General features: G+C 73.2%; 20 protein-coding genes. 9 read left to right on the forward strand and 11 right to left on the reverse strand.

Annotated features, from left to right (window positions below; translation table 11 throughout):
- Window positions 1–53 precede the first annotated feature (53 nt).
- The 8 genes from ACQP0T_RS24950 (at window position 54) to ACQP0T_RS24985 (ending at window position 5,613) form a co-directional block, all read left to right on the forward strand.
- Window positions 54–305: a thiamine-binding protein gene (locus tag ACQP0T_RS24950; protein ID WP_433870241.1), complete on the forward strand. Its 252-nt coding sequence runs from the start codon at window positions 54–56 to the stop codon at window positions 303–305.
- A gap of 59 nt (window positions 306–364) precedes the next feature.
- Window positions 365–715 (forward strand): helix-turn-helix domain-containing protein, encoded by a 351-nt coding sequence (locus ACQP0T_RS24955; RefSeq protein ID WP_433870243.1) that lies wholly within the window; start codon window positions 365–367, stop codon window positions 713–715.
- A gap of 241 nt (window positions 716–956) precedes the next feature.
- Window positions 957–1,499: a 2-oxo-4-hydroxy-4-carboxy-5-ureidoimidazoline decarboxylase gene (gene uraD, locus ACQP0T_RS24960; RefSeq protein ID WP_433870244.1), complete on the forward strand. Its 543-nt coding sequence runs from the start codon at window positions 957–959 to the stop codon at window positions 1,497–1,499.
- Entirely contained in the window at window positions 1,496–1,822 is a 327-nt protein-coding gene (gene uraH, locus ACQP0T_RS24965; RefSeq protein ID WP_433870245.1) for a hydroxyisourate hydrolase, read from the forward strand. Before uraD ends, uraH begins: the two co-directional genes overlap by 4 nt.
- A 2-nt stretch (window positions 1,823–1,824) precedes the next feature.
- The gene (gene pucL / locus ACQP0T_RS24970; RefSeq protein WP_433870246.1) at window positions 1,825–2,715 is read left to right on the forward strand and encodes a factor-independent urate hydroxylase; all 891 of its coding nucleotides are present in this window, start codon (window positions 1,825–1,827) and stop codon (window positions 2,713–2,715) included.
- A 154-nt stretch (window positions 2,716–2,869) separates the two neighbouring features.
- Window positions 2,870–4,258 carry a nucleobase:cation symporter-2 family protein gene (locus ACQP0T_RS24975; protein WP_433870247.1) on the forward strand — a complete coding sequence of 463 codons (1,389 nt, stop codon included), beginning with the start codon at window positions 2,870–2,872 and terminating at the stop codon, window positions 4,256–4,258.
- Window positions 4,259–4,477: 219 nt separating this feature from the next.
- On the forward strand, window positions 4,478–4,672 hold the full coding sequence (locus tag ACQP0T_RS24980; protein WP_433870248.1) for a hypothetical protein: 195 nt from the start codon (window positions 4,478–4,480) through the stop codon (window positions 4,670–4,672).
- Window positions 4,673–4,677: 5 nt separating this feature from the next.
- The gene (locus ACQP0T_RS24985) at window positions 4,678–5,613 is read left to right on the forward strand and encodes a serine/threonine-protein kinase (protein ID WP_433870249.1); all 936 of its coding nucleotides are present in this window, start codon (window positions 4,678–4,680) and stop codon (window positions 5,611–5,613) included.
- Window positions 5,614–5,829: 216 nt separating this feature from the next.
- Here the strand turns inward: ACQP0T_RS24985 and ACQP0T_RS24990 are convergent, their stop codons facing one another.
- The 4 genes from ACQP0T_RS24990 to aceB form a co-directional block, all read right to left on the reverse strand.
- Window positions 5,830–6,162: a hypothetical protein gene (locus tag ACQP0T_RS24990; RefSeq protein WP_433870250.1), complete on the reverse strand. Its 333-nt coding sequence runs from the start codon at window positions 6,160–6,162 to the stop codon at window positions 5,830–5,832.
- Window positions 6,163–6,398: 236 nt separating this feature from the next.
- Window positions 6,399–7,502 (reverse strand): alcohol dehydrogenase catalytic domain-containing protein, encoded by a 1,104-nt coding sequence (locus ACQP0T_RS24995; RefSeq protein WP_433870251.1) that lies wholly within the window; start codon window positions 7,500–7,502, stop codon window positions 6,399–6,401.
- A 444-nt stretch (window positions 7,503–7,946) separates the two neighbouring features.
- Window positions 7,947–9,197: a DUF6986 family protein gene (locus tag ACQP0T_RS25000; RefSeq protein WP_433870252.1), complete on the reverse strand. Its 1,251-nt coding sequence runs from the start codon at window positions 9,195–9,197 to the stop codon at window positions 7,947–7,949.
- Between the two features lie 185 nt (window positions 9,198–9,382).
- The gene (gene aceB, locus ACQP0T_RS25005) at window positions 9,383–10,972 is read right to left on the reverse strand and encodes a malate synthase A (protein ID WP_433870253.1); all 1,590 of its coding nucleotides are present in this window, start codon (window positions 10,970–10,972) and stop codon (window positions 9,383–9,385) included.
- A gap of 249 nt (window positions 10,973–11,221) precedes the next feature.
- Between aceB and ACQP0T_RS25010 the strand changes: the two genes are divergently transcribed.
- The gene (locus tag ACQP0T_RS25010; protein ID WP_345357798.1) at window positions 11,222–11,992 is read left to right on the forward strand and encodes an IclR family transcriptional regulator; all 771 of its coding nucleotides are present in this window, start codon (window positions 11,222–11,224) and stop codon (window positions 11,990–11,992) included.
- Between the two features lie 227 nt (window positions 11,993–12,219).
- Here the strand turns inward: ACQP0T_RS25010 and ACQP0T_RS25015 are convergent, their stop codons facing one another.
- The 7 genes from ACQP0T_RS25015 to glmS all read right to left on the reverse strand — a co-directional run bounded on the left by ACQP0T_RS25015 (window position 12,220) and on the right by glmS (window position 19,800).
- Complete coding sequence (locus ACQP0T_RS25015) at window positions 12,220–12,801, reverse strand: DedA family protein (RefSeq protein WP_433870254.1); 582 nt, start codon at window positions 12,799–12,801, stop codon at window positions 12,220–12,222.
- A complete protein-coding gene (tsaE, locus tag ACQP0T_RS25020; RefSeq protein WP_345357792.1) occupies window positions 12,798–13,268 on the reverse strand; it encodes a tRNA (adenosine(37)-N6)-threonylcarbamoyltransferase complex ATPase subunit type 1 TsaE in 471 nt (156 codons plus the stop codon). Before tsaE ends, ACQP0T_RS25015 begins: the two co-directional genes overlap by 4 nt.
- Entirely contained in the window at window positions 13,268–14,338 is a 1,071-nt protein-coding gene (locus ACQP0T_RS25025; RefSeq protein ID WP_433870255.1) for an alpha/beta fold hydrolase, read from the reverse strand. The genes tsaE and ACQP0T_RS25025 overlap by 1 nt, the downstream gene beginning before the upstream one ends.
- Window positions 14,335–15,480: an alanine racemase gene (gene alr / locus ACQP0T_RS25030; RefSeq protein ID WP_433870256.1), complete on the reverse strand. Its 1,146-nt coding sequence runs from the start codon at window positions 15,478–15,480 to the stop codon at window positions 14,335–14,337. Before alr ends, ACQP0T_RS25025 begins: the two co-directional genes overlap by 4 nt.
- 310 nt (window positions 15,481–15,790) lie before the next feature.
- Window positions 15,791–17,299 (reverse strand): NAD(P)H-hydrate dehydratase, encoded by a 1,509-nt coding sequence (locus ACQP0T_RS25035; protein ID WP_433870257.1) that lies wholly within the window; start codon window positions 17,297–17,299, stop codon window positions 15,791–15,793.
- Between the two features lie 74 nt (window positions 17,300–17,373).
- Entirely contained in the window at window positions 17,374–17,745 is a 372-nt protein-coding gene (locus ACQP0T_RS25040; protein ID WP_433870258.1) for a holo-ACP synthase, read from the reverse strand.
- A 192-nt stretch (window positions 17,746–17,937) separates the two neighbouring features.
- Complete coding sequence (glmS, locus tag ACQP0T_RS25045; RefSeq protein WP_433870259.1) at window positions 17,938–19,800, reverse strand: glutamine--fructose-6-phosphate transaminase (isomerizing); 1,863 nt, start codon at window positions 19,798–19,800, stop codon at window positions 17,938–17,940.
- Window positions 19,801–19,850: the final 50 nt, after the last annotated feature.

A 19,850-nucleotide genomic window follows, 5' to 3' on the forward strand; every position in this document is an offset into this window, starting at 1 on the left:
GGCGGATTACCGTGGCCCGCACAGACTCCCGACGGACGACATTGCGAGCGCCGATGATCCTGCGAGCAGAGTTCACCACCGAACCCTTCGAGGGCGAAGGCGAACCGCCCGCGCACGCGGTGGCGGCCCGCGACGCCCTGCGCACCGCGGGGCTGGAGCCGGACTTCGGCCCGCTGGGCACCGCGATCCAGGGCGACCGGCAGACCGTGCTCGCCGCCCTCGCCGAGGTGCTCGACGTCGCGCTCGGCGCGGGAGCGGCCCGGATCACCCTCCAGGTCACCGCCGAGGAGTCCACCGAGGGGTGAAGGCGGCGGAGCCGCACCGCGGCGCAGATCACCCCGAAAGCAGTCCTAAGCTGGTGGGCGTGCATCCGCTCGCCGCCGCGATCACCCCGCTGCTGGACCGGATCGGCGCCACCGCGGTTCCCGTGGAGGAGCGCGGGCCCGGTGACGTCGTGCTGCACTGGGACGGCGCCCCGGCGGTGGCCGTGCGCCTGGCCGGGGAGGAGCTGACCAGCGCGCTCGACCGGATGATCGCCCAGGTCGAGACCGAGCTCGGCGGCCGGCTGCCGGACCTGCCGCGCGCCGACAAGCAGCGCGCCGTCCGGTTGCTGGAGGAGCGCGGCGCCTTCACCCTGCGGAAGTCCGTGGAAGCCGTGGCGCAGGCGCTCGGCGTCAGCCGCTTCACCGTCTACAACTACCTGAACCGGGATTGACCGGTTCCGCCCGACGCCGAACCCGGCGCCGGGGCGGACTCCGCCGCGTCGTCGCGGGAATTCCTGCTGAAGCCCCCGTGAACCCGAGATTTCAACAAACTGTTGACACCCGACGCGGAGCAGCCGTAGCTTTCAGCTCCATCGACGCTCGTGAGCAGCACCACAGCGCCGCCGCAGCACGACCGGAGCCACCGCTCCCCGCTGCCCGCCAGTGCATCCGCCGCCTCCACGGGGGGACCGCATGTCACCACCCATCTCATCCAAGCGCGACAGGTCATCCGAACGCGACGGGCTCGCCGCGCTCAACGACCTGCCCCGCGCCGAACTCGTCGAACGCCTGCTCGCCTGCCTGGACGTGCCGCGCTGGGCCGACGACGTGGCCGACCGGCGGCCGTTCGCCGACCTCGCCGAGCTCCTGGGGGCCGCCGACGGCGCGGCCCCGGACCTGACCCCCGGGGAACTGGACGGCGCGCTGGCCGCCCACCCCCGGATCGGCCAACGCCCGGCGGGCACCGGCTCCGCCGCGGACCACGCCCGCGGCGAGCAGTCCGGAGTGGACCCCGACGACGCCGAGCTGTCCCGCGCGCTGCGCGAGGGCAACGAGGAGTACGAACGCCGGTTCGGCCACGTCTACCTCGTCCGCGCCGCCGGGCGCAGCGGTGCCGAACTGCTGTCGATCCTGCGCTCCCGGCTGGACAACGACCCGGCCGCCGAGCGGCGGGTCGTCGAGCGGGAACTGCGCGAGATCGCCCGACTGCGACTGGAGAAGGTGATCGCCGGATGAGCGCCGTGACCACCCACGTCCTCGACGCCGCGCTGGGCCGCCCCGCCGCGGGCATCGCCGTGCGGCTGGAGGACGCCGACGGCCGCGAGCTGGGCGCCGGGCGCACCGACGCCGACGGCCGGATCCGCGACCTCGGCCCCGACGCGCTGCCCGCCGGGGACTACGCGCTGACCTTCACCACCGGTGACTACTTCGCCGAGCGCGGGGTCGACACCTTCTACCCGCAGGTCCGGATCGCCTTCCGGATCGCCGACCCGGACCAGCACCACCACGTCCCGCTGCTGCTGAGCCCGTTCGCCTACTCCACCTACCGAGGGAGCTGATCATGAGCATCGTCATGGGCCCCAACCAGTACGGCAAGGCGGAGGTGCGCCTCGTCGCCATCGACCGGAGCACCGCCCGGCACGGCATCAAGGACCTCACGGTCAGCACCTCGCTGCGCGGCGACCTCGACGAGGTGCACCTGACCGGCGACAACGGCAACGTGCTGCCCACCGACACCCAGAAGAACACCGTCTACGCCTTCGCCAAGGAGGCCCCGGTCGGCGAGATCGAGGACTTCGCGCTGCGGCTGGGCAGGCACTTCACCCGCACCGCCGAGGGCATCACCGGGGCTCGGGTGCTCGTCGAGGAGCACGCCTGGCAGCGCATCCCGGTCGGCGGCGGCGAGCACGACCACGCCTTCAGCCGCGCGGGCGACGAGAAGCGGATCACCGCGGTGACCATCGACGACGGCCGAGCGCACGTCGTCTCCGGGCTCAAGGACCTGGTGGTGCTCAAGTCCACCGGTTCGGAGTTCTGGGGCTACCCGAAGGACCGCTACACCACGCTGGCCGAGACCACCGACCGCATCCTCGCCACCGCCGTCACCGCCCGCTGGCGCTACCTGGGCGAGGACGTCGACTGGGGCAAGAGCTTCGAGTCGATCCGCGCCACGATGCTGGAGGCCTTCGCCACCACGCACAGCCTCGCGCTGCAGCAGAGCCTCTACGAGATGGGCAAGGCGGTGCTGGCCGCGCACGAGGAGGTCGCCGAGGTGCGGCTGTCGCTGCCGAACAAGCACCACTTCCTGGTCGACCTGGAATTCTGCGGGCTGACCAACGACAACGAGGTCTTCTTCGCCGCCGACCGCCCCTACGGGCTCATCGAGGGGGTCGTCACCAGGGACGACGTCGAGCCGCAACCACGCGCCTGGTACAGCTTGCCGGAGTTCTGAGCCGGCCTGCGGGGGCCATCGGGGAACGTCCCGGTGGCCCCGGTCACATCCGGGGCGCTCATTCACCCGGACTGTCCTATTAAGACGGTAGATTCCGCGGCGGAAACGGTCAATTCCGCCGTGGTCTCGTGCTACCCGCACCCAGGGAGATCCGATGGCCCTGTTCAAGGCACGACGGAACCGCGGTACCCGCAACGGACATGACGTCCACCCGGTCGACGAGGTGCTGCCTCCCGGCCGGATGGCCGCCTACGGCGTCCAGCACGTCGCGGCGATGTACGCCGGGGTGGTCGCACCCCCGCTGATCGTCGGCGAGGCCATCGGCCTCTCCCCGCTGGACCTGACCCTCCTCATCGGCGCCAGCCTGTTCACCGCCGGCCTGGCCACCATCCTCCAGGCCGTCGGCGTCTGGAAGATCGGCGCTCGCCTGCCGTTCGTCAACGGCGTCACCTTCGGCTCCGTCGCACCGATCCTAGCCATCGTCGGGCAGCAGGCGGAGGGCACCAACCCGCTGTCGGTGATCTACGGCTCGGTGCTCATCGCCGGTGTGCTCGCCTTCTTCGTCGCACCGTACTTCTCCAAGATGGTCCGGTTCTTCCCGCCGGTGGTCAACGGGACCGTGATCACGCTCATCGGCCTGTCGCTGATGCCGGTCGGCATCGGCTGGATCGCGGGCGACGACAGCTCCGCGCCCGACTACGCCGCGCCCGCCAAGATCGCGCTCGGCGCCATGACGTTCGTGCTGGTGCTGCTGTTCAACCGCTTCCTCACCGGGTTCTGGAACCGCATCGCGCTGCTCATCGGGCTGCTGGTCGGCACCCTGGTGGCCTGGCCCGCCGGGCTGGTCGACACCAGCACCTTCAGCCAGGCGCCGGTGTTCGACCTGCCGCTGCCGTTCGAGCTCGGCACGCCCACGTTCAGCATCACCGCCACGCTGTCGATCTGCATCGTGATGCTGGTGGCGATGATGGAGAGCACCGCGGACATGATCGCCCTCGGCGAGATCGTGGACCGGCCCGCCGACCAGCGCACCATCGCCGCCGGGCTGCGCGCCGACGGCGCGGGCAGCGCGATCAGCGCCGTGTTCGGCGGCTTCACCTGCAGCGCCTTCGCGCAGAACATCGGGCTGGTCGCCCTCACCCGGGTCAAGAGCCGCTACGTGGTCGCCACCGGTGGCGTGGTGCTGGTGCTGCTCGGCCTGTTCCCGATGGTCGGCGCGGTGGTCTCGCTGGTGCCGCAGCCGGTGCTCGGCGGCGCCGCGCTGGTGCTGTTCGGCTCGGTGGCCGTCAGCGGCATCCGCACCCTCGGCAAGGCCGACCTCGGCGATCCCCGCACCACGCTGATCGTGGCGGGCGCGCTCGGCGTCGGGCTGATCCCGGTGGTGGCGCCGGAGTTCTACGAGCACTTCCCGGCGGCGCTGCGCACCGTCCTGGACTCCGGCATCAGCACCGGCTGCATCGCGGCCCTGCTGCTGAACCTGCTGTTCGGCAGCACCCGCAAGCCCGTCCCGGAGCACGCCCCCGCGGCCCCCGCCACCGACTGACCGAGCCGCCGTCCCCCGAGCCGTTCCGAGTGAGGGGCACCTGCGTCCGACCATGCCGGATGAAGGTGCCCCTCACTCAGCTATCGGACGGGTGGCGGAGCGCACGGGCCTTCCGGACGCGAAATGCCCGGACTGCTCGACCGCGCGCCGGAATCCAGGAAGAATGATCGGGAGGCGGGTCGCCAACCCGTCCGACGACGCACGGAACGGAGCACCCGGATGGATCTGTCCAAGCTGTTCAAGATGGTCTCCCCTGCCAAGCACGACCACCGCGGGCGCGGCAGCAGCGACGACCACCACCGCCGCCGTCGGCACTCCAGCAGCGACCACCGGCGCCGGCGGTCGAGCAGCGACCACCGCCGCCGCCGGTCCAGCAGCGACGGCCGCTACCGGCGTCGCCGCAGCCACAGCTGATCCCGGTGCGCGCCCAGGCGGAGGACGAGCAGGCGATCGCCGCGTCGGCGGACTCCTACTACTCCGAGGACGAGCAGGACTGGGGCGAGCCGGGACCGGTGCTGGTACCCGGGGCCGAACTGGCACCCGGGTACCGGGTCGTGGACCACCTGCGGCGCGGCAGCCGGCTCGACGTCTACGACGTGTGGAGCGAGGAGCGGGGCTGCCGCTGCGTCGCCAAGACGCTGCGCCCGGAACGCGCCGAGGACGGGCAGGCGATCGGCTGGCTGCGCAACGAGGGCGTGATGCTGACCCAGCTCACCCACCCGCACCTGGTGCGCGGCTACGAGATCGTGCGGACCGCGCCGCCGGACCGACCCGCGGTGATCACCGAAACGCTGCCCGGCCTCACCCTCGGCTACCTGCTCGACGAGGTGGGGCGGCTGCGCCCGGTGGACGCCGCGGTGCTGGGCATCCAGCTCTGCTCGGTGCTGGGCTACCTGCACCGGCGCGGCTGGGTGCACCTCGACGTCAAACCGTCCAACGTGGTGCAGACCGGCGGCCGGGCGGTGCTGCTGGACCTCAGCCTGGCGTGCCGGGTCGGCGAGCGCAGCTCCGCCGGGACGTTCGACTACCTGTCCCCGGAGCAGGCGCGCGGCGAGCCGATGAGCCCGGCCGCCGACACCTGGGGCCTGGGCAGCACGCTCTACGAGGTGCTGGCCGGGACGACGCCGTGGGCGCACGTGTCGCACCGGGAGCGCACCAGCCACGGCGGGCGCTACTACCCGCAGCGCGACGGCGCACCGGCCCCGCTGCGCACCCACCGGCGGCTGCCCGCCGCGCTCTCCCGGACCGTCGACGCCTGCCTGGCGCCGGATCCCACCGCGCGACCGACCGTCGCGGAGGTCTCGGGCAGGCTCGTCAGCTGGTCGGGGATCGACCCGATGACCTTCGGGGACTGAACCACCCCGCGCCGGCACCACGACCGCCGCACGCGCGCCGAACACGCCGAGCGCCCATCCCGCCAGGCGTCGCCCACCCGTGACTTCTCCGAGGTGAGGGGCACCCTTGTCCAAGTTACTCGGGCAAGGGTGCCCCTCACTCCAGGTTCCCGCGGGCGACCGTCGGCCGGGTGTCGCACCGGGGTGCGCCTGCCTCGGCCGCAGGGGGACGTCGGATCAGCGGCGGCGGAAGGCGATCGCGAACGCGACCAGGACCACGGCGAGGGCGACCTGGCCGCCCCAGACGATGCGGTTCACGCTGACCGCCGGGTGCCACGCCACGCCCTTCGCGCAGACCTCGAAGGCGCCGACCGGCCGGACGTGGACGCCGGTGCCGCCGCCCTCCTCGCCGCCGCGCTCGCCTTCCCGGCCACGGCCGAGGCGGACCGAGGCGACCGGCACCAGCGTCGTGTCACCTTGGCGCACCGGTTCCCCGAACACCTGGTTCCGGCCGAGGCGGTCGGCGAGCTCGACGAGCAGGTGGTCATCGTGCTTCTCGGATTCGGTCACGCCCCGACCCTAGCCTCTTCGGCTCCGGCCGGACCAGGTGTACGGCTCCTGCGGCGGATTTCGGCGTCTTCAGAACGGTTTCCGGAGTCGGTTCGTCGTTTCCTCGACGCGGCGGAGCCGCTTGGCCCACGCACGACATCGGCGCCGCCGCGGGGTCTCAGCGGCCTCCTCGCGAGGAGGTCGCTGAGGTTCGGCCGCCCGCACCGCCGCGCGAGGTGCGTTCGCCGAACGAGCTGTCAGAACCGGATGACCTGGCGCATCGCCCGCCCGGCGGCGAGCTCGTCCATCGCGTGGTTGATCGCGTCGAGGTCGATCGTCGAGGAGACCAGCTGGTCCACCGGCAGCTTCCCGGCCCGCCACAGGTCGGCGTACTCCGGGATGTCGGTGGCCGGGAGCCCGGAGCCGAGGAAGGACCCGATGATGCTGCGGGTCTCGCTGACCAGCGCCAGCGGCGAGATGCTGCTGCTGGCCGCCGGGTGCGCCAGCCCGACCGAGACGGTCCGGCCGCCGGGCGCGGTGACCTGGACGGCCTGCTCGAACGCCTTCGGGTTGCCGGTGGCCTCCACGACCAGCCCGCAGCGGTGCCCGGCGTCGGCGGCCTCGTCCGGGGAGAGCGCTTGCGCCGCACCGAGTTCGAGGCCGCGGGCGCGCTTGGCGGGCAGCGGGTCGATCACCGTGACCCGCCCGGCACCGCAGGCGATCGCGACCAGCACGGCCGCCATCCCGACCCCGCCGACGCCGACGACGGTGACGTCCTCGCCGGGTTGGATCCGGGCGGCGTTCTTCACCGCCCCGCCCCCGGTGAGCACCGCGCAGCCGAGCAGCGCGCCGACCTCCGGTGGGATGTCGTCGCCGACCGGGACCACCGAGTGCCGGGACACCACGGCGTCGGTGGCGAAACCGGAGACGCCGCAGTGGTGGTGCACGTCCCGGTCGTCCCAGCGCAGCCGCCGCGCGCCGGACAGCAGCGTGCCCTCGCCGTTGGCCGCCCAGCCCGGGGTGCAGAGCATCCGGCCCCCGGCCCGGCAGGCGTCGCACTCGTCGCACCGGGGCACGAAGTAGAGCACGACGCGCTGCCCGACCGCCACGTCGGTGACGTCCGGTCCGACCTCGGCGACCCGCCCGCACGCCTCGTGCCCGAGCAGCATCGGAACCGGGCGCGGCCGGTTCCCGTCGACCACGGAGAGGTCGGAGTGGCACACCCCGGCCGCTTCGAGTTGCACGCGGAGTTCGCCGGGACCGGGCCCGTCGAGGTCGAGGTCGGTGACCGCCAGCGGCCGGGTCTGCTCCCACGGCCCCTGCCTGCCGCTTTCCTGGAGAACGGCTCCTCTGATCCGCATACCGCGCAACTCCTTCGTCCGGGTCAGCTCATCTGCTCACGCCGGACAACCGTTTGTCCAGACCGCCCACGGACCTTTTCAACAACCAAGCGAGGCAGCAGCCGCCGCTCCCGCAGTCGCGCACCACCGCCAGAACCACACCGGGGGAGCAGCCGCTTCCAGCCCACGCACGCGCCGAACAGAACCACCGTCAGGCAAGCGGCGAAAGCCGCTTCCGCCTTGCCCCACCCTCGCAGCTTGCACCGCCGCGGGTTCTCAGCGGCCTTCTCGCGAGGACGCCCTGATGCCGTGTATTGGCATACATCAAGAAGGGCGCCCGGAGCGAGAAGGCAGCTGAGGTTCCGCCACCCGCACCGCTCAGCACAAGGACCACAACACTCTCCACCGCGAGAAGGCCGCTGAGGTTCCGCTATCGGCACCGCCTAGCAAAAAGACCCAACAGAATCAAAGCCTCCCAAGCTCTCGGATCTTTTGTTCTGTTGTCCCTGTCAGCTCCTGCACCTCCGCCGCATCGATCCCCCCGTTGTCCAGCGCGCGGACGAAGGAGGCGGCCAGCGCCCGGGCGGTCGCGGGTTCGTCGAGGACCGCGCCGCCGGAGGCGGACACGTAGTCGGAGAGGCGCCGCGCCTCGGCGGGCGCGGTTTCCCGGAACGCCGCGAACACCGCCGCGTAGCGGGTGATGAGCTGTCCCGGGTGCAGGTCCCAACCCTGGTAGTAGCCGTTGGACAGGGAGCGGCGGACGAGTTCCCAGTGCGTTCGGAGGCCGTGCCGCACCTGGTCGCCGACGGGCAGCACGTTCGTCGAGCCGTCGGACAGGAACACCCCGGTGCCCGCGGCGGCGACCTGCATCGCGTGCCGCGCGAAGTCGCAGGCCGGGTGGGCGAGGTGCTGGTGCGCGGCGGTCAGGCCGCAGGCCGCCGTGTAGTCGTAGGTGCCGAAGTGCAGCCCGCTGACCCGTCCGGCCCCGGCGCGCAGGAACCGGGGCAGCGCGAACCGGCCGTCGGAGTCCACGATGGACTGCGTGGTCTCCACTTGGATCTCGAACCGCAGCGCCCCGTCCGGCAGTCCGAGCCGCTGCTCAAGCAGGCCGAGGACTTCGACGAACACCTCGACCTGGGCGACGTCGACGACCTTCGGGAAGGTCACCACGAACCCGTCGGGCAGCGGGCCGCGGCGCAGCAGCGCGGTGAGGAACGCGTCCAGCGTCCGCACCGACCGGGTCCGCGATTCGGGACCGTCGAAGGACTTCACCCGCAGCCCGACGCCCAGCGGCAGCGTTCCGGCGGCGGCCCAGTCGGCGACCACCCCGGCGGTGCGCTCGGCGTCGGCGTCCTCGACGTCGTCCCCGGAACGCCCGTAGCCGTCCTCGAAGTCGATGCGCAGGTCCTCCACGGGCGCGTCGGCGAGCTTCGCCGCCACCCGGGGGTGCACGGCGGTCGCGATCGCGGGATCGAGGCCGACGATCTCGGCCAGCGCCGCGGCGTCGGCGACGTGCTCGGCGAACACCGCCGAAGCCTGCCGCGCCCATTCCCGCAGCGTGTCGGCGCGGACGTCACCGGCCGGGACGTAGCAGGTGTGCACGGGCTGCCGGGCCGCACCGGCCCCCGGGTACACCGCCGCGACGCGTTCGTCCACAGCGGACAGACGCGACAACCGCCGCTCGACCTCCGCCGCGTCCAACGAGGTGCCCACCATCGCGCTCTCCCTCCTCAACCACCGGACCCGCCACCGCGACGGGCCGGAAATCTCAGGCGCCGGACGGCCACCGCACCACCGCGCGACACCCGCCCGAACGTCCTCCGCACGCACCCGGAGTGAGGGGCACCTTCCTCCGGCATGGTCGGACGAAGGTGCCCCTCACTCGGAAGAAGATCAGCCGTTCAGGGCAGGTCGTCGTAGGCGGGCAGGGTCAGGAAGTCGACGAACTCGTCGGCCACCGCCACCTGCTCGAACAGCTCCACCGCGCGACCCACCTGGTCCTGCGCGAGACCTTCGCCGCGCAGCTCCTTCTCGGTGTCGGCCAGCACCTCCCGCACGAGGTCGACCGTCACCCGCTCGCCACCGGCCAGCACGACGTCGTTGTGCAGCCACTGCCAGATCTGCGACCGGGAGATCTCGGCGGTGGCGGCGTCCTCCATCAGGTTGTGGATGGCCGCCGCGCCGTTCCCGCCGAGCCAGGAGGCGATGTAGCGCACACCCACGTCGACCGCGGCGCGCAGGCCCTCGATGGTCCGCTCGCCCGGGGTGGCGGCGACGTCGAGGAGCTGGTCGGCGGTGACGGTGACGTCCTCGCGGGTCCGGTCGATCTGGTTGGGCTCGTCGCCGAGGACGGCGTCGAACTCCTCGAAGCAGATCGGCACCAGACCGGGGTGGGCGACCCAGGAACCGTCGAAGCCGTCGCCGGCCTCGCGCTTCTTGTCCTCGTGGACCTTGCCCATCGCCTTGTCGTTGGTCGCCGGGTCCTTGGTCGGGATGAACGCGGCCATCCCGCCGATGGCGAACGCGCCGCGCTTGTGGCAGGTGCGCACGAGCAGTTCGGTGTAGGCGCGCATGAACGGCGCGGTCATGGTGACCGAGTTGCGGTCCGGCAGGATGTACTCGCCGGAGTCGCGGAAGGTCTTGATCACGCTGAACAGGTAGTCCCAGCGCCCGGCGTTGAGGCCGGCCGAGTGGTCCCGCAGCTCGTAGAGGATCTCCTCCATCTCGAACGCCGCCGGGTAGGTCTCGATGAGCACGGTGGCGCGGACGCTGCCGTGCGGGATGCCGAGCTCGCTCTGGGCGTGGGTGAACACGTCGTTCCACAGCCGCGCTTCGAGGTGGCTCTCCATCTTGGGGAGGTAGAAGTACGGCCCGCTGCCCCGGTTCAGCAGCTCCTGGGCGTTGTGGAAGAAGTGCAGACCGAAGTCGACGAGCGCGCCGACCGCGGGCTCGCCGTCGACGAGCAGGTGCTTCTCCGGCAGGTGCCAGCCGCGCGGGCGCACCAGCGGGACGGCGTGCCGCACGTCGTCGCGGAGGGTGTACTGCTTGCCCTCCGGCGTGGTGAGCTCGATCTGCTTGCGCACCAGGTCGTACAGGTTGACCTGGCCGGAGACGACGTTGTCCCAGTGCGGAGTGTTGGCGTCCTCCAGGTCGGCGAGCCACACGCGGGCGCCCGAGTTCAGCGCGTTGATGGCCATCTTGCGGCTGGTGGGCCCGGTGATCTCGACGCGGCGGTCGGCGATGTCGGCGGGCGGCGCGGCGACCTGCCAGTCGCCCTCGCGGATGTGCTGCGTCTCGGGCAGGAAGTCGAGCCGCCCGGTGCGGGCGGCCTCGGCGCGGCGCTGCGCGCGGCGCTCGAGCAGCTCGTCGCGGCGGGCGCCGAAGGCGCGCTGGAGCCCGGCGACGAAGTCGAGGGCCTCCGGGGTCAGGATCTCGTCCCCGCGCTCGACGGGACCGCCGAGCACCTGGACGCCGTGTGGGTTCGCGGACATGGGTGTTCCACCCTTTCTGCTGCCGGGTTCGTCAGATCGGTGGCTTGGTTGGCTCACCTGGCGGCGCGCCGGGCGGTCGCGCGCGGATGGCCGCGCGACGCCGCGTCCGCGCCAAGCGGTACGCCCGTCCTGTTATTCTGCATCGTGGATGTTAGTTTCCGCATGGCGCCGAAAGCAACATGAGCTGTCGCACTCGACAGCGATTAGACTGCGGCACGGCCACCCCGTCCTGCCGAGAGGAAGTTCCCGATGACCACCGGCCCGCGCCGCTCCCAGCCCAGCGGAGGAGTCCAGTCGGTGGAACGCACCTTCGACCTGCTTGAGCTGATGGCCGACGCGGGCGGCGAGGTCGCGCTCTCCGAACTGGCCGACAGGTCCGGGCTGCCGCTGCCGACGATCCACCGGATCATGCGCACCCTGGTCAGCGCGGGCTACGCCCGCCAGCAGCCGTCCCGCCGCTACGCGCTGGGCCCCCGGCTGATCCGGCTCGGCGAGACCGCGAGCAAGGCCCTCGGCTCCTGGGCCCGCCCCTACCTGGCGGAGCTGACCGAGGCCACCGGCGAGACGTCGAACATGGCGGTGCTCGACGGCGAGCAGATCGTCTACGTCGCGCAGGTGCCCTCGCGGCACCAGATGCGGATGTTCACCGAGGTCGGCAGGCGGGTCGACGCGCACGCCACCGCCGTCGGCAAGGCGATGATGGCCAACCTCCCGGCGGATTCGGTGGCGCAACTGCTCACCCGCGCCGGGATGCGCCCCGAGACCGAGCGCACCATCACCACCGTCGAAGGCATGCAGCAGGAGCTCGGCCGCATCCGCGAGCAGGGCTACGCCGTCGACGACGGCGAGCAGGAGGTCGGCGTGCGCTGCTACGCGGTGGCGGTGCCGGGCGCCCCGGCGGGCGCGGCGATCTCGATCAGCGGCCCCGAGGGGCGGATGACCCGGATCACCACCGACGACGTCATCCCCCTGATGCAACGCCTGGCCAAGGAACTCGCAGCCGAGATCACCACGGCCTGAGCCCCACGGCCCGGGTCCCCGCGGCCCGGTGCTCAACCGAGCGAAGGCGCCCTCACCCCGATCATCCGAACGTGACGTGAGTGAGGGGCACCCTTGTCCCAGTTACTTGGGCAAGGGTGCCCCTCACCCAGCTCACGAACGGGTGGTGATCACTCGGAGAGGTTGTGAGTGAGGGGCACCTTCATCCGGCATAGTCGGATGAAGGTGCCCCTCACCCGGTTCGGAGGTCAGCCGCGGGTCCGCGTTCTGCGGCGGGCCCAGCGGACCACCAGGGCGACCAGCGCGATGACCAGCAGGAGCGGCACGCCGAACAGGCCGGACGCGGTGCGCACCTGCTCGTAGGCGGCGCCGGACCAGGCGCCGAGCAGCACCCAGGCGGTCGACCAGGCCAGCGCGACCGGCACGGTGCACGCGGTGAACCTCAGGTGCCCGACGCCGCTGCGCGCGGCCAGCCGGGGCACCACGGTCCGCGCCACCGCGAGCGCCTGCGCCGCCGCCACCGCACGTCCGTCCACAGCGGACTCGATCCGGTCGGCGCCGAAGCGGCGCACCGCGAACTCCCGCAACCGCCCGGAACCGGTGCCGCCGAGCAGGTAGCCGAGCTGCGCGCCACCGGCGCTGGCCGCAGCGGCCGTGCCGATCGCCGCCCAGACCTCCAGCACGCCGTGCCCGGCCAGCCAGCCCAGCGCCACCACGAGCCCGGCGCCCGGCAGGAAGATCCCGATGAGCAGCCCCGATTCGGCGGCGAGCACGGCGGCGGCGAACAGCAGCGCCAGCGGGCCGGGGAACCCGGCGAGGAATTCGGTCACCCTAGCTCGTCGACCCGTCGCCGCCAGGATTCGCCGCGCGGCTCCAGGACCAGCTCGCGGACGTCGTCGGCGCGGCGGCGCAGCCGGACCAGCAGGAGCTCGTCGGCCAGCCGCTCGGCCATCCCGGCGCCCCACTCCACGACCACGGCGGCCTCGGTGAGGTCGGTGTCCAGGTCGAGGTCGTCGATCTCGTCCAGCCCGCCCAGCCGGTAGGCGTCCACGTGCACCAGCGCCGGGCCGGTGCCGCGCTCCGGCCGGTGCACCCGGGCGATCACGAACGTCGGCGAGGTGATCCGCCCCGCCACCCCGAGCCCGGCGGCGATCCCCCTGGTCAGCACGGTCTTGCCGGCGCCGAGCGGACCGTCCAGCAGGACCAGGTCACCGGCCCGCAGCAGCCCGCCCAACCGGCGGCCGAACTCCAGCGTGTCGGACTCCTCGGCCAGCTCCAGCACGTGCTCGGTGTCCATCACCGCTCCTCCCCCGCGTACGCCCGCCGGATCAGCGCGACGAGCTGCTCGGTGACCACCTCGTGCCGCTCCAGCATCACCGGGTGCCCGGCGGATTCGACCTGCACCAGCTCGGCGGTCGGCAGCTCCCCGGCGATCACCTCCGCGTGCGAGAACGGCGTGATCCGATCGGAATCCCCGGCCAGCACCAGCACCTCGCACTCCGCCAGCGCGGCCAGCGCGGCCCTGCGGTCGTGGGTGCCGATGGTCTCCAGGAAGTCGGTCACCACCTCGACCGACGTCGCGCCGATCATCTCGGCGACCAGGTCCACCACGGCGGGCGAGACGTCGCGGTCGGCGAAGCCCAACCGCCGGATGAGGGTCCGGGCCAGCGGATCACCGGTGCGGCGGATCCGCTCCACCAGCGCGGGCTGCACCCCGACCACCATCGACAGGCCGCGGGTGATCGGGTTGTACCGGGACAGCCACGGGCGGGACAGCCCCGCCGCACCGACCGCACCCGCCGAGGTGCCGATCAGCGCCACCCCGCGCACCCGGCCGCGGAACAGCTCCGGTCGCTGCTCGGCCAGCGCCATGATCGTCATGCCGCCCATCGAATGCCCGACCAGCACCACCGGCCCGCTCGCCGCGGTCGCCCGCAGCACCGCGTCCAGGTCCCGGCCGAGCTGGTCTATGGTGCTGCCGCTGCGCGAGGACTGCCCGGAACGGCCGTGGCTGCGCTGGTCGTAGAGCACCAGCCGGACCCGGGGGCCGGTCAGCTCCGGCAGGTCGCGCCGCTGGAAGTGCCAGCACCGGGAGTCCATCGCGTAGCCGTGGACCAGCACCACGGTCAGCTCCGCCGCACCACCGTCCAGCGGCCCGACCTCCTGCACCGCCAGCGGCACCCCGTCGTCGGCCGCCACCGTGGACTGCCGGTCCGGGAGCAGACCGCCGGGCTTCTCGTCCAGCAGCGCACCGTCGGACCGGCGCTGGGCGCGGGTGCTGTGCGCGGCGACGCCCACCACGGCGCCGGTGACCGCCGCGCCGACGACGCCGCCGGTCCAGGCCAGCGCCTGCCACACCGGCCTCATCGGGGGTCCTCGTCCACCACGGTCCGCGTCACCCGGGGGCGGAACATGCCGCTGACGACCTCGTAGTGGATGGTGCCGAGCTCGTCGGCCCACTCCGCCGCCGTCGGCTCGCCGCGCTCACCCGGGCCGAACAGCACGACCTCGTCGCCCTCGCGGACCTCGTCGTCGTCGCAGCGCACCACGATTTGATCCATGCACACCCGGCCGACCACCGGGCGGCGGCGGCCCGCCAGCCACACCTCCAGCGCGCCGGACAACCGCCGGGGCACGCCGTCGGCGTAGCCGACCGGGACCAAGGCCAGCGTCACCGGCCGGTCGGCGGTCCAGGTCCGGCCGTAGGACACGCTCTCCCCGGCGGCGATCCGCTTCACCATCGTCACCGAGGAGCGGAACGTCATCGCCGGGCGCAGCCCGTGGTCGCCGTGCTGCGGCACCGGGTCCAAGCCGTAGGCGGCGATGCCCGGGCGGATCAGCTCGAAGTGCAGGTCGGGGCGGGTGAGCGCGGCGGCCGAGTTGGCCAGGTGCCGGATCGGCGTCAACCCCACCGCGCGGGCCTGCTCGTGGGCGCGGCGCAACCGGGCCGCCTGCCGGTCGATCGACGGATCGCCCGGTTCGTCGGCGCTGGCCAGGTGCGACCACACCGCCGCGACCTCCACGTCCCCGTCGGCCTGCGCCTTCGCCGCCGCCGCGACCAGCTCCGGCCACAGCTCCTCCGGGCACCCGCTGCGGGACAACCCGGTGTCGATCTTGAGGTGCACCGGCACCATCCGGCCCTGCGCCGCGGCCGCGGCGGCGATCGCCCGCAGCTGCGCCACCGACGACGCGGACAGCTCCAGGTCGGCGGCCACCGCGGGCGCGAAGTCCTCGTCGTGCGCGTAGAGCCACGCCAGGATCGGCGCGGTGATGCCCGCGGCGCGCAACTGCCTGCCCTCGTCGATCGAGGCGACGCCGAGGTCGGTGGCCCCGGCGGCCAGCGCGGCGCGGGCGACGGTCGCCGCCCCGTGCCCGTAGCCGTCGGACTTCACCACGACCATCGTGCGCGCGCCCGACCGGCGGGCGCGCTCGGCGAGGATGCCGACGTTGCGGCGGAGCGCGGCGACGTCGATGCGCAGGTCGGCGCGGTGGGCGGGCTGGTCGCTCATGACAGCGCCATCGTCCCACACCCCGCGCCCCCGACGTCGTCGGTCCGCGCCCTCCTCCCGCAGGTCAGCCGTCGGGGTGTACCTCCCGTCACGTGCCGTCGCCGGGATCGGTGACAGGAAAGTGGCCCTGCTGTCACCGGTGACAGGAAGGTTCCCCTGGTGCCACCGGTGACAGGAAAGTGGCCCTCCGGCGACCGGTGACAGGAAGGTTCCCCTCCTGCCATCGGTGACAGAAAGGTTCCCCCGCTGCCACCCGTGACAGGAAGGTTCCCCTGCTGCCACCGGTGGCAGAAAGGCGTCCCTCCTGCGGTCACGCCAGGGCGGCGGCGCGGACGGTGCGGATCGCCTCCGGGACGCCGGCGAGCAGGGCGGACGCGCCGATCGGGGCGCCGACGCCGTGGCCGCCGGTGCCGCGGGCGGCCAGCGCCGCCGCGCGGGAGTGGACGTGGCTGGCGTAGCCGCACGCCTCCCAGGCGTCGACGCCGGAGGCGAGCAGGGCGCCGATCATCCCGGTGAGCACGTCGCCGGAGCCCGCCGTGGACGGCCACGCGTGGTGCGAGTCGTTGACCAGCACCCGGCCGTCCGGCGCGGCGATCACCGTGGTGTTGCCCTTGAGCAGGACCACGGCGTCGTAGCGGGCGGCGACCTCGCGGGCGGCGCCGACCCGGTCGATGCCGAGCTCGTCGCCGGAGAGCCGGGTGAACTCGCCCGCGTGCGGGGTGAGCACCAGCGGGGCGTCGGGTTCGCGCGCGTCCCAGAGGGAGGGGTCCTTGGCGAGCAGGGTGATCGCGTCGGCGTCGGCGCACACCGGGTGGCCGGAGCGCAGCACGTGCAGCATCACGTCCCGGCCGCTGGCCCCGGTGCCGATCCCGGGACCGACGGCCCACGCCTGCACCCGCCCGGCGTCGGTGATCGAGCCGGTCGCGATCACCTCGGGCCAGTGCGCGCGGACGACGTCGGCGGCGGGCCCGGCGTAGCGGACCATCCCGGAGGTGGTGCGCACCGCCGCCCCGGCGGCGAGCACCGCGGCCCCGGGGTAGGTGGCCGATCCGGCGGCGACCCCGATGACGCCCTGGCTGTACTTGTCGTCCTCCGGGCGCGGGACCGGCCAGCGCTCGCCGACGTCGGCCGCTTCGAGGACCCGCAGCTCCGGCTCGCCGAGGTCGTCGTCGAGGCCGATGTCCACCACCTGCACGTCGCCGGAGCGCACCGCCGCCCGGCCGAGCACGTGGCAGGGCTTGCGCCCGCCGAAGGTCACCGTGACCTCGGCCTGGACCGCCGCGCCCTCGACCGCACCGGTGATCGGGTCGACGCCGCTGGGCAGGTCGACGGCCACGATCGGCGCGGCGACCCGGCGGACCAGCTCGGCGGCGACGGGTCGCAGCGGACCGCGCGCGGCGAGCCCGACGATGCCGTCGACGACCGCGTCGGCGCCTTCCACGGCGTCCGCGGCGGCGGCTCCGATCCCGGCGGTGTCCGGGCTGGCCCCGGTGGCCTCGACGATCCGGCCCCGGGCGCGGCGCAGCGCGGTGAGCCCGGCCGGGTGCGCCTTGTCCGGGGAGAGCAGCACGGCGGTCACCGCGGCGCCCCGGCGGCGCAGGAACGCCCCCGCCCACAGCGCGTCACCGCCGTTGTTGCCGCCGCCGACCAGCAGCACCACCCGGCGACCGGTCACGCCGCCGGTCTGCTCGGTGAGCAGCTGCGCCGTCTGGGCCGCCACCGCGAACGCGGCCCGGCGCATCACCGCGGGCTCCGGTGTCCTGGCGAACAGCCGCTGCTCGGCGGCGCGGATCTGGTCCGGAGTCCACACTCCCTGCATCGAGCCTCCCTGCCTCCAGCGGTAGGGCCCCAGTCTGCACGCCGGGGCGCGGTCCACCACAGGTGATCGCGTGCTCAGCGGTGCTCGGCGACGACGAAGGCGCAGGCCGTCCCGCCGTCGTGGCTGAGCGAGACGTGCCAGGTGGTGACCTCCAGCGCGGCGGCGGCCTCGGCGAGCCGACCGGTCACCCGCAGTTCCGGGCGGCCGTCGGCGGCGCTGAGCACCTCGCAGTCGGTGAGCCGGTAGCCGGCCGGGGCGCCGAGGGCCTTGGCGGCGGCCTCCTTGGCGGCGAACCGGGCGGCCAGCGAGCGCGCCGCTCGCGGCGTGCCCGCCGAGGTGGTGCGCTCGGCCGGGCTGAACAGCCGGTCGGCCAGGCCCGGGGTGCGGCGCAGCGAGGCCGCGAAGCGAGCCACGTCGACCAGGTCGGTCCCCACGCCCACGATCACGAGAAACCCCCGTTCGGGTCATGAGTGAGGAGCACCCTTGCCCGAGTTGGGACCGCTTTCGCCAATGGCCTGCGTGGCGGTGCGGGTGGCGGAACCTCAGCGGTGCAAGCTGCGTGCCTCACCGCATGCGGCTCCGCCGCATTCTGAAAGGACCCGTTACTCGGTCAAGGGTGCCCCTCACTCAGCGGAAGATCACTCGACGGTGACTGATTTGGCGAGGTTGCGGGGCTTGTCGACGTCGTAGCCGCGGGCCCGGGCGATCTCGGCGGCGAGCACCTGCAACGGCACCGTGGAGACCAGGGGCTGGAACAGCGTCGGCACCGACGGGATGGTGATCAGTTCGTCGGCGAACGGCCGCACCGCGTCGTCGCCCTCCTCCGCGATCACCACGGTGCGGGCGCCCCGAGCCTGGATCTCGCGGATGTTGGACACCATCTTGGCGTGCAGCAGCGCCCGGCCCTTCGGCGAGGGCATCACCACCACGACCGGCAGGTCCTCCTCGATCAGCGCGATCGGCCCGTGCTTGAGCTCACCCGCCGCGAAGCCCTCCGCGTGCATGTAGGCGAGCTCCTTGAGCTTGAGCGCGCCCTCCAGCGCCACCGGGTAGCCGACGTGGCGGCCGAGGAACAGCACCGCCTTGGACGTGGCCAGCCGGGTGCTGAGGTCCCGGACCTGGTCGACGGTGGCGAGGGTCTGGCGCACCGCGTCCGGCATCTCCGAGAGCTCCTCGAACTCGCGGGCCACCTCGTCGGAGTACTTGGTGCCGCGCGCCTGCGCCAGGGCCAGCCCGACCAGGTAGTTCGCCGCCACCTGGGCCAGGAAGGTCTTGGTCGCCGCGACCCCGATCTCCGGGCCGGCGTGGGTGTAGAGCACCGCGTCGGACTCGCGCGGGATCTGCGCGCCGTTGGTGTTGCAGATCGCCAGCACCCGGGCCCGCTGGGTGCGGGCGTGGCGGACCGCTTCGAGGGTGTCGGCGGTCTCCCCGGACTGCGAGATCGCCACCACCAGGGTGTCCCGCCCGAGCACCGGGTCGCGGTAGCGGAACTCGCTGGCCAGCTCCACCTCCACGGGCAGCCGGCACCAGTGCTCGATGGCGTACTTGGCGACCAGGCCGGAGTGGTAGGCGGTGCCGCAGGCCACGACGAAGACCTTGTCGATGTCGCGCAGGTCCTGCTCGGTGAGCCGCTGCTCGTCGAGGACCACGCTGCCGCCGGTGAAGTGCCCGCTCAAGGTGTCCCGCAGCGCCTCCGGCTGCTCCTCGATCTCCTTGAGCATGAAGTAGTCGTGACCGCCCTTCTCGGCGGCCGACAGGTCCCAGTTCACCGTGAACGGCTTGGCGGCGACCTCCGCGCCGGTGAAGTCGGTCACCCGGTAGCCGTCGCCGGTGATCGTGACGACCTGGTCCTGCCCGAGCTCGACGGCCTCGCGGGTGTGCTCGATGAACGCGGCGACGTCGGAGGCCACGAAGTGCTCGCCCTCGCCGACCCCGACCACCAGCGGCGACGACCGGCGTGCCGCGACGATCGTGTTCGGCTCGGCGGCGTGCGTCACGACCAGCGTGAACGCGCCCTCCAGGCGGCGGGCGACCGCGCACGTGCTCGCGGTCAGGTCCCCGGCGGTCGGACCGTCGGCGTAGGCGGCGGCGACCAGGTGGGCCGCGGTCTCGGTGTCGGTGTCGCTGGCCATCTCGACGCCCGCGGCTTCGAGCTCGGCGCGCAGCGCGGCGAAGTTCTCGATGATCCCGTTGTGCACCACCGCGACCGCGCCGGCGGCGTCCCGGTGCGGGTGGGCGTTGCGGTCGGTCGGCGCCCCGTGGGTGGCCCACCGGGTGTGCCCCATACCGCTGGTGCCCGCGAAGCGGTCGCCGTCGACCTCGCCGAGGCGCTTCTCCAGGTTCGCCAGCGCACCGGCGGCCCGCTCGACCGCCAGCCCGCCCGCGCCGTCGGCCAGCGCCACCCCGGCGGAGTCGTATCCGCGGTACTCCAGGCGCCGGAGACCGTTCAGCACGACGTCCAGCGCCGGGCGATGTCCTACGTAACCAACGATGCCGCACACCTGGCCAAGGGTAACGACTCCGCGCGGCCGCAACCTCGTGAGGACGGTCG

Source organism: Saccharopolyspora sp. CA-218241 (assembly GCF_050954615.1).
GTDB lineage: Bacteria > Actinomycetota > Actinomycetes > Mycobacteriales > Pseudonocardiaceae > Saccharopolyspora > Saccharopolyspora cebuensis.

Bases quoted from the DNA above. Each gene is read 5' to 3' on its own strand.
- ACQP0T_RS24950 (WP_433870241.1), top strand. From the start codon at position 54: ATGATCCTGCGAGCAGAGTTCACCACCGAACCCTTCGAGGGCGAAGGC.
- uraD (WP_433870244.1), top strand. From the start codon at position 957: ATGTCACCACCCATCTCATCCAAGCGCGACAGGTCATCCGAACGCGAC.
- uraH (WP_433870245.1), top strand. From the start codon at position 1,496: ATGAGCGCCGTGACCACCCACGTCCTCGACGCCGCGCTGGGCCGCCCC.
- pucL (WP_433870246.1), top strand. From the start codon at position 1,825: ATGAGCATCGTCATGGGCCCCAACCAGTACGGCAAGGCGGAGGTGCGC.
- ACQP0T_RS24975 (WP_433870247.1), top strand. From the start codon at position 2,870: ATGGCCCTGTTCAAGGCACGACGGAACCGCGGTACCCGCAACGGACAT.
- ACQP0T_RS24980 (WP_433870248.1), top strand. From the start codon at position 4,478: ATGGATCTGTCCAAGCTGTTCAAGATGGTCTCCCCTGCCAAGCACGAC.
- ACQP0T_RS24995 (WP_433870251.1), bottom strand. From the start codon at position 7,502: ATGCGGATCAGAGGAGCCGTTCTCCAGGAAAGCGGCAGGCAGGGGCCG.
- ACQP0T_RS25000 (WP_433870252.1), bottom strand. From the start codon at position 9,197: ATGGTGGGCACCTCGTTGGACGCGGCGGAGGTCGAGCGGCGGTTGTCG.
- aceB (WP_433870253.1), bottom strand. From the start codon at position 10,972: ATGTCCGCGAACCCACACGGCGTCCAGGTGCTCGGCGGTCCCGTCGAG.
- ACQP0T_RS25010 (WP_345357798.1), top strand. From the start codon at position 11,222: ATGACCACCGGCCCGCGCCGCTCCCAGCCCAGCGGAGGAGTCCAGTCG.
- tsaE (WP_345357792.1), bottom strand. From the start codon at position 13,268: ATGGACACCGAGCACGTGCTGGAGCTGGCCGAGGAGTCCGACACGCTG.
- ACQP0T_RS25025 (WP_433870255.1), bottom strand. From the start codon at position 14,338: ATGAGGCCGGTGTGGCAGGCGCTGGCCTGGACCGGCGGCGTCGTCGGC.
- alr (WP_433870256.1), bottom strand. From the start codon at position 15,480: ATGAGCGACCAGCCCGCCCACCGCGCCGACCTGCGCATCGACGTCGCC.
- ACQP0T_RS25035 (WP_433870257.1), bottom strand. From the start codon at position 17,299: ATGCAGGGAGTGTGGACTCCGGACCAGATCCGCGCCGCCGAGCAGCGG.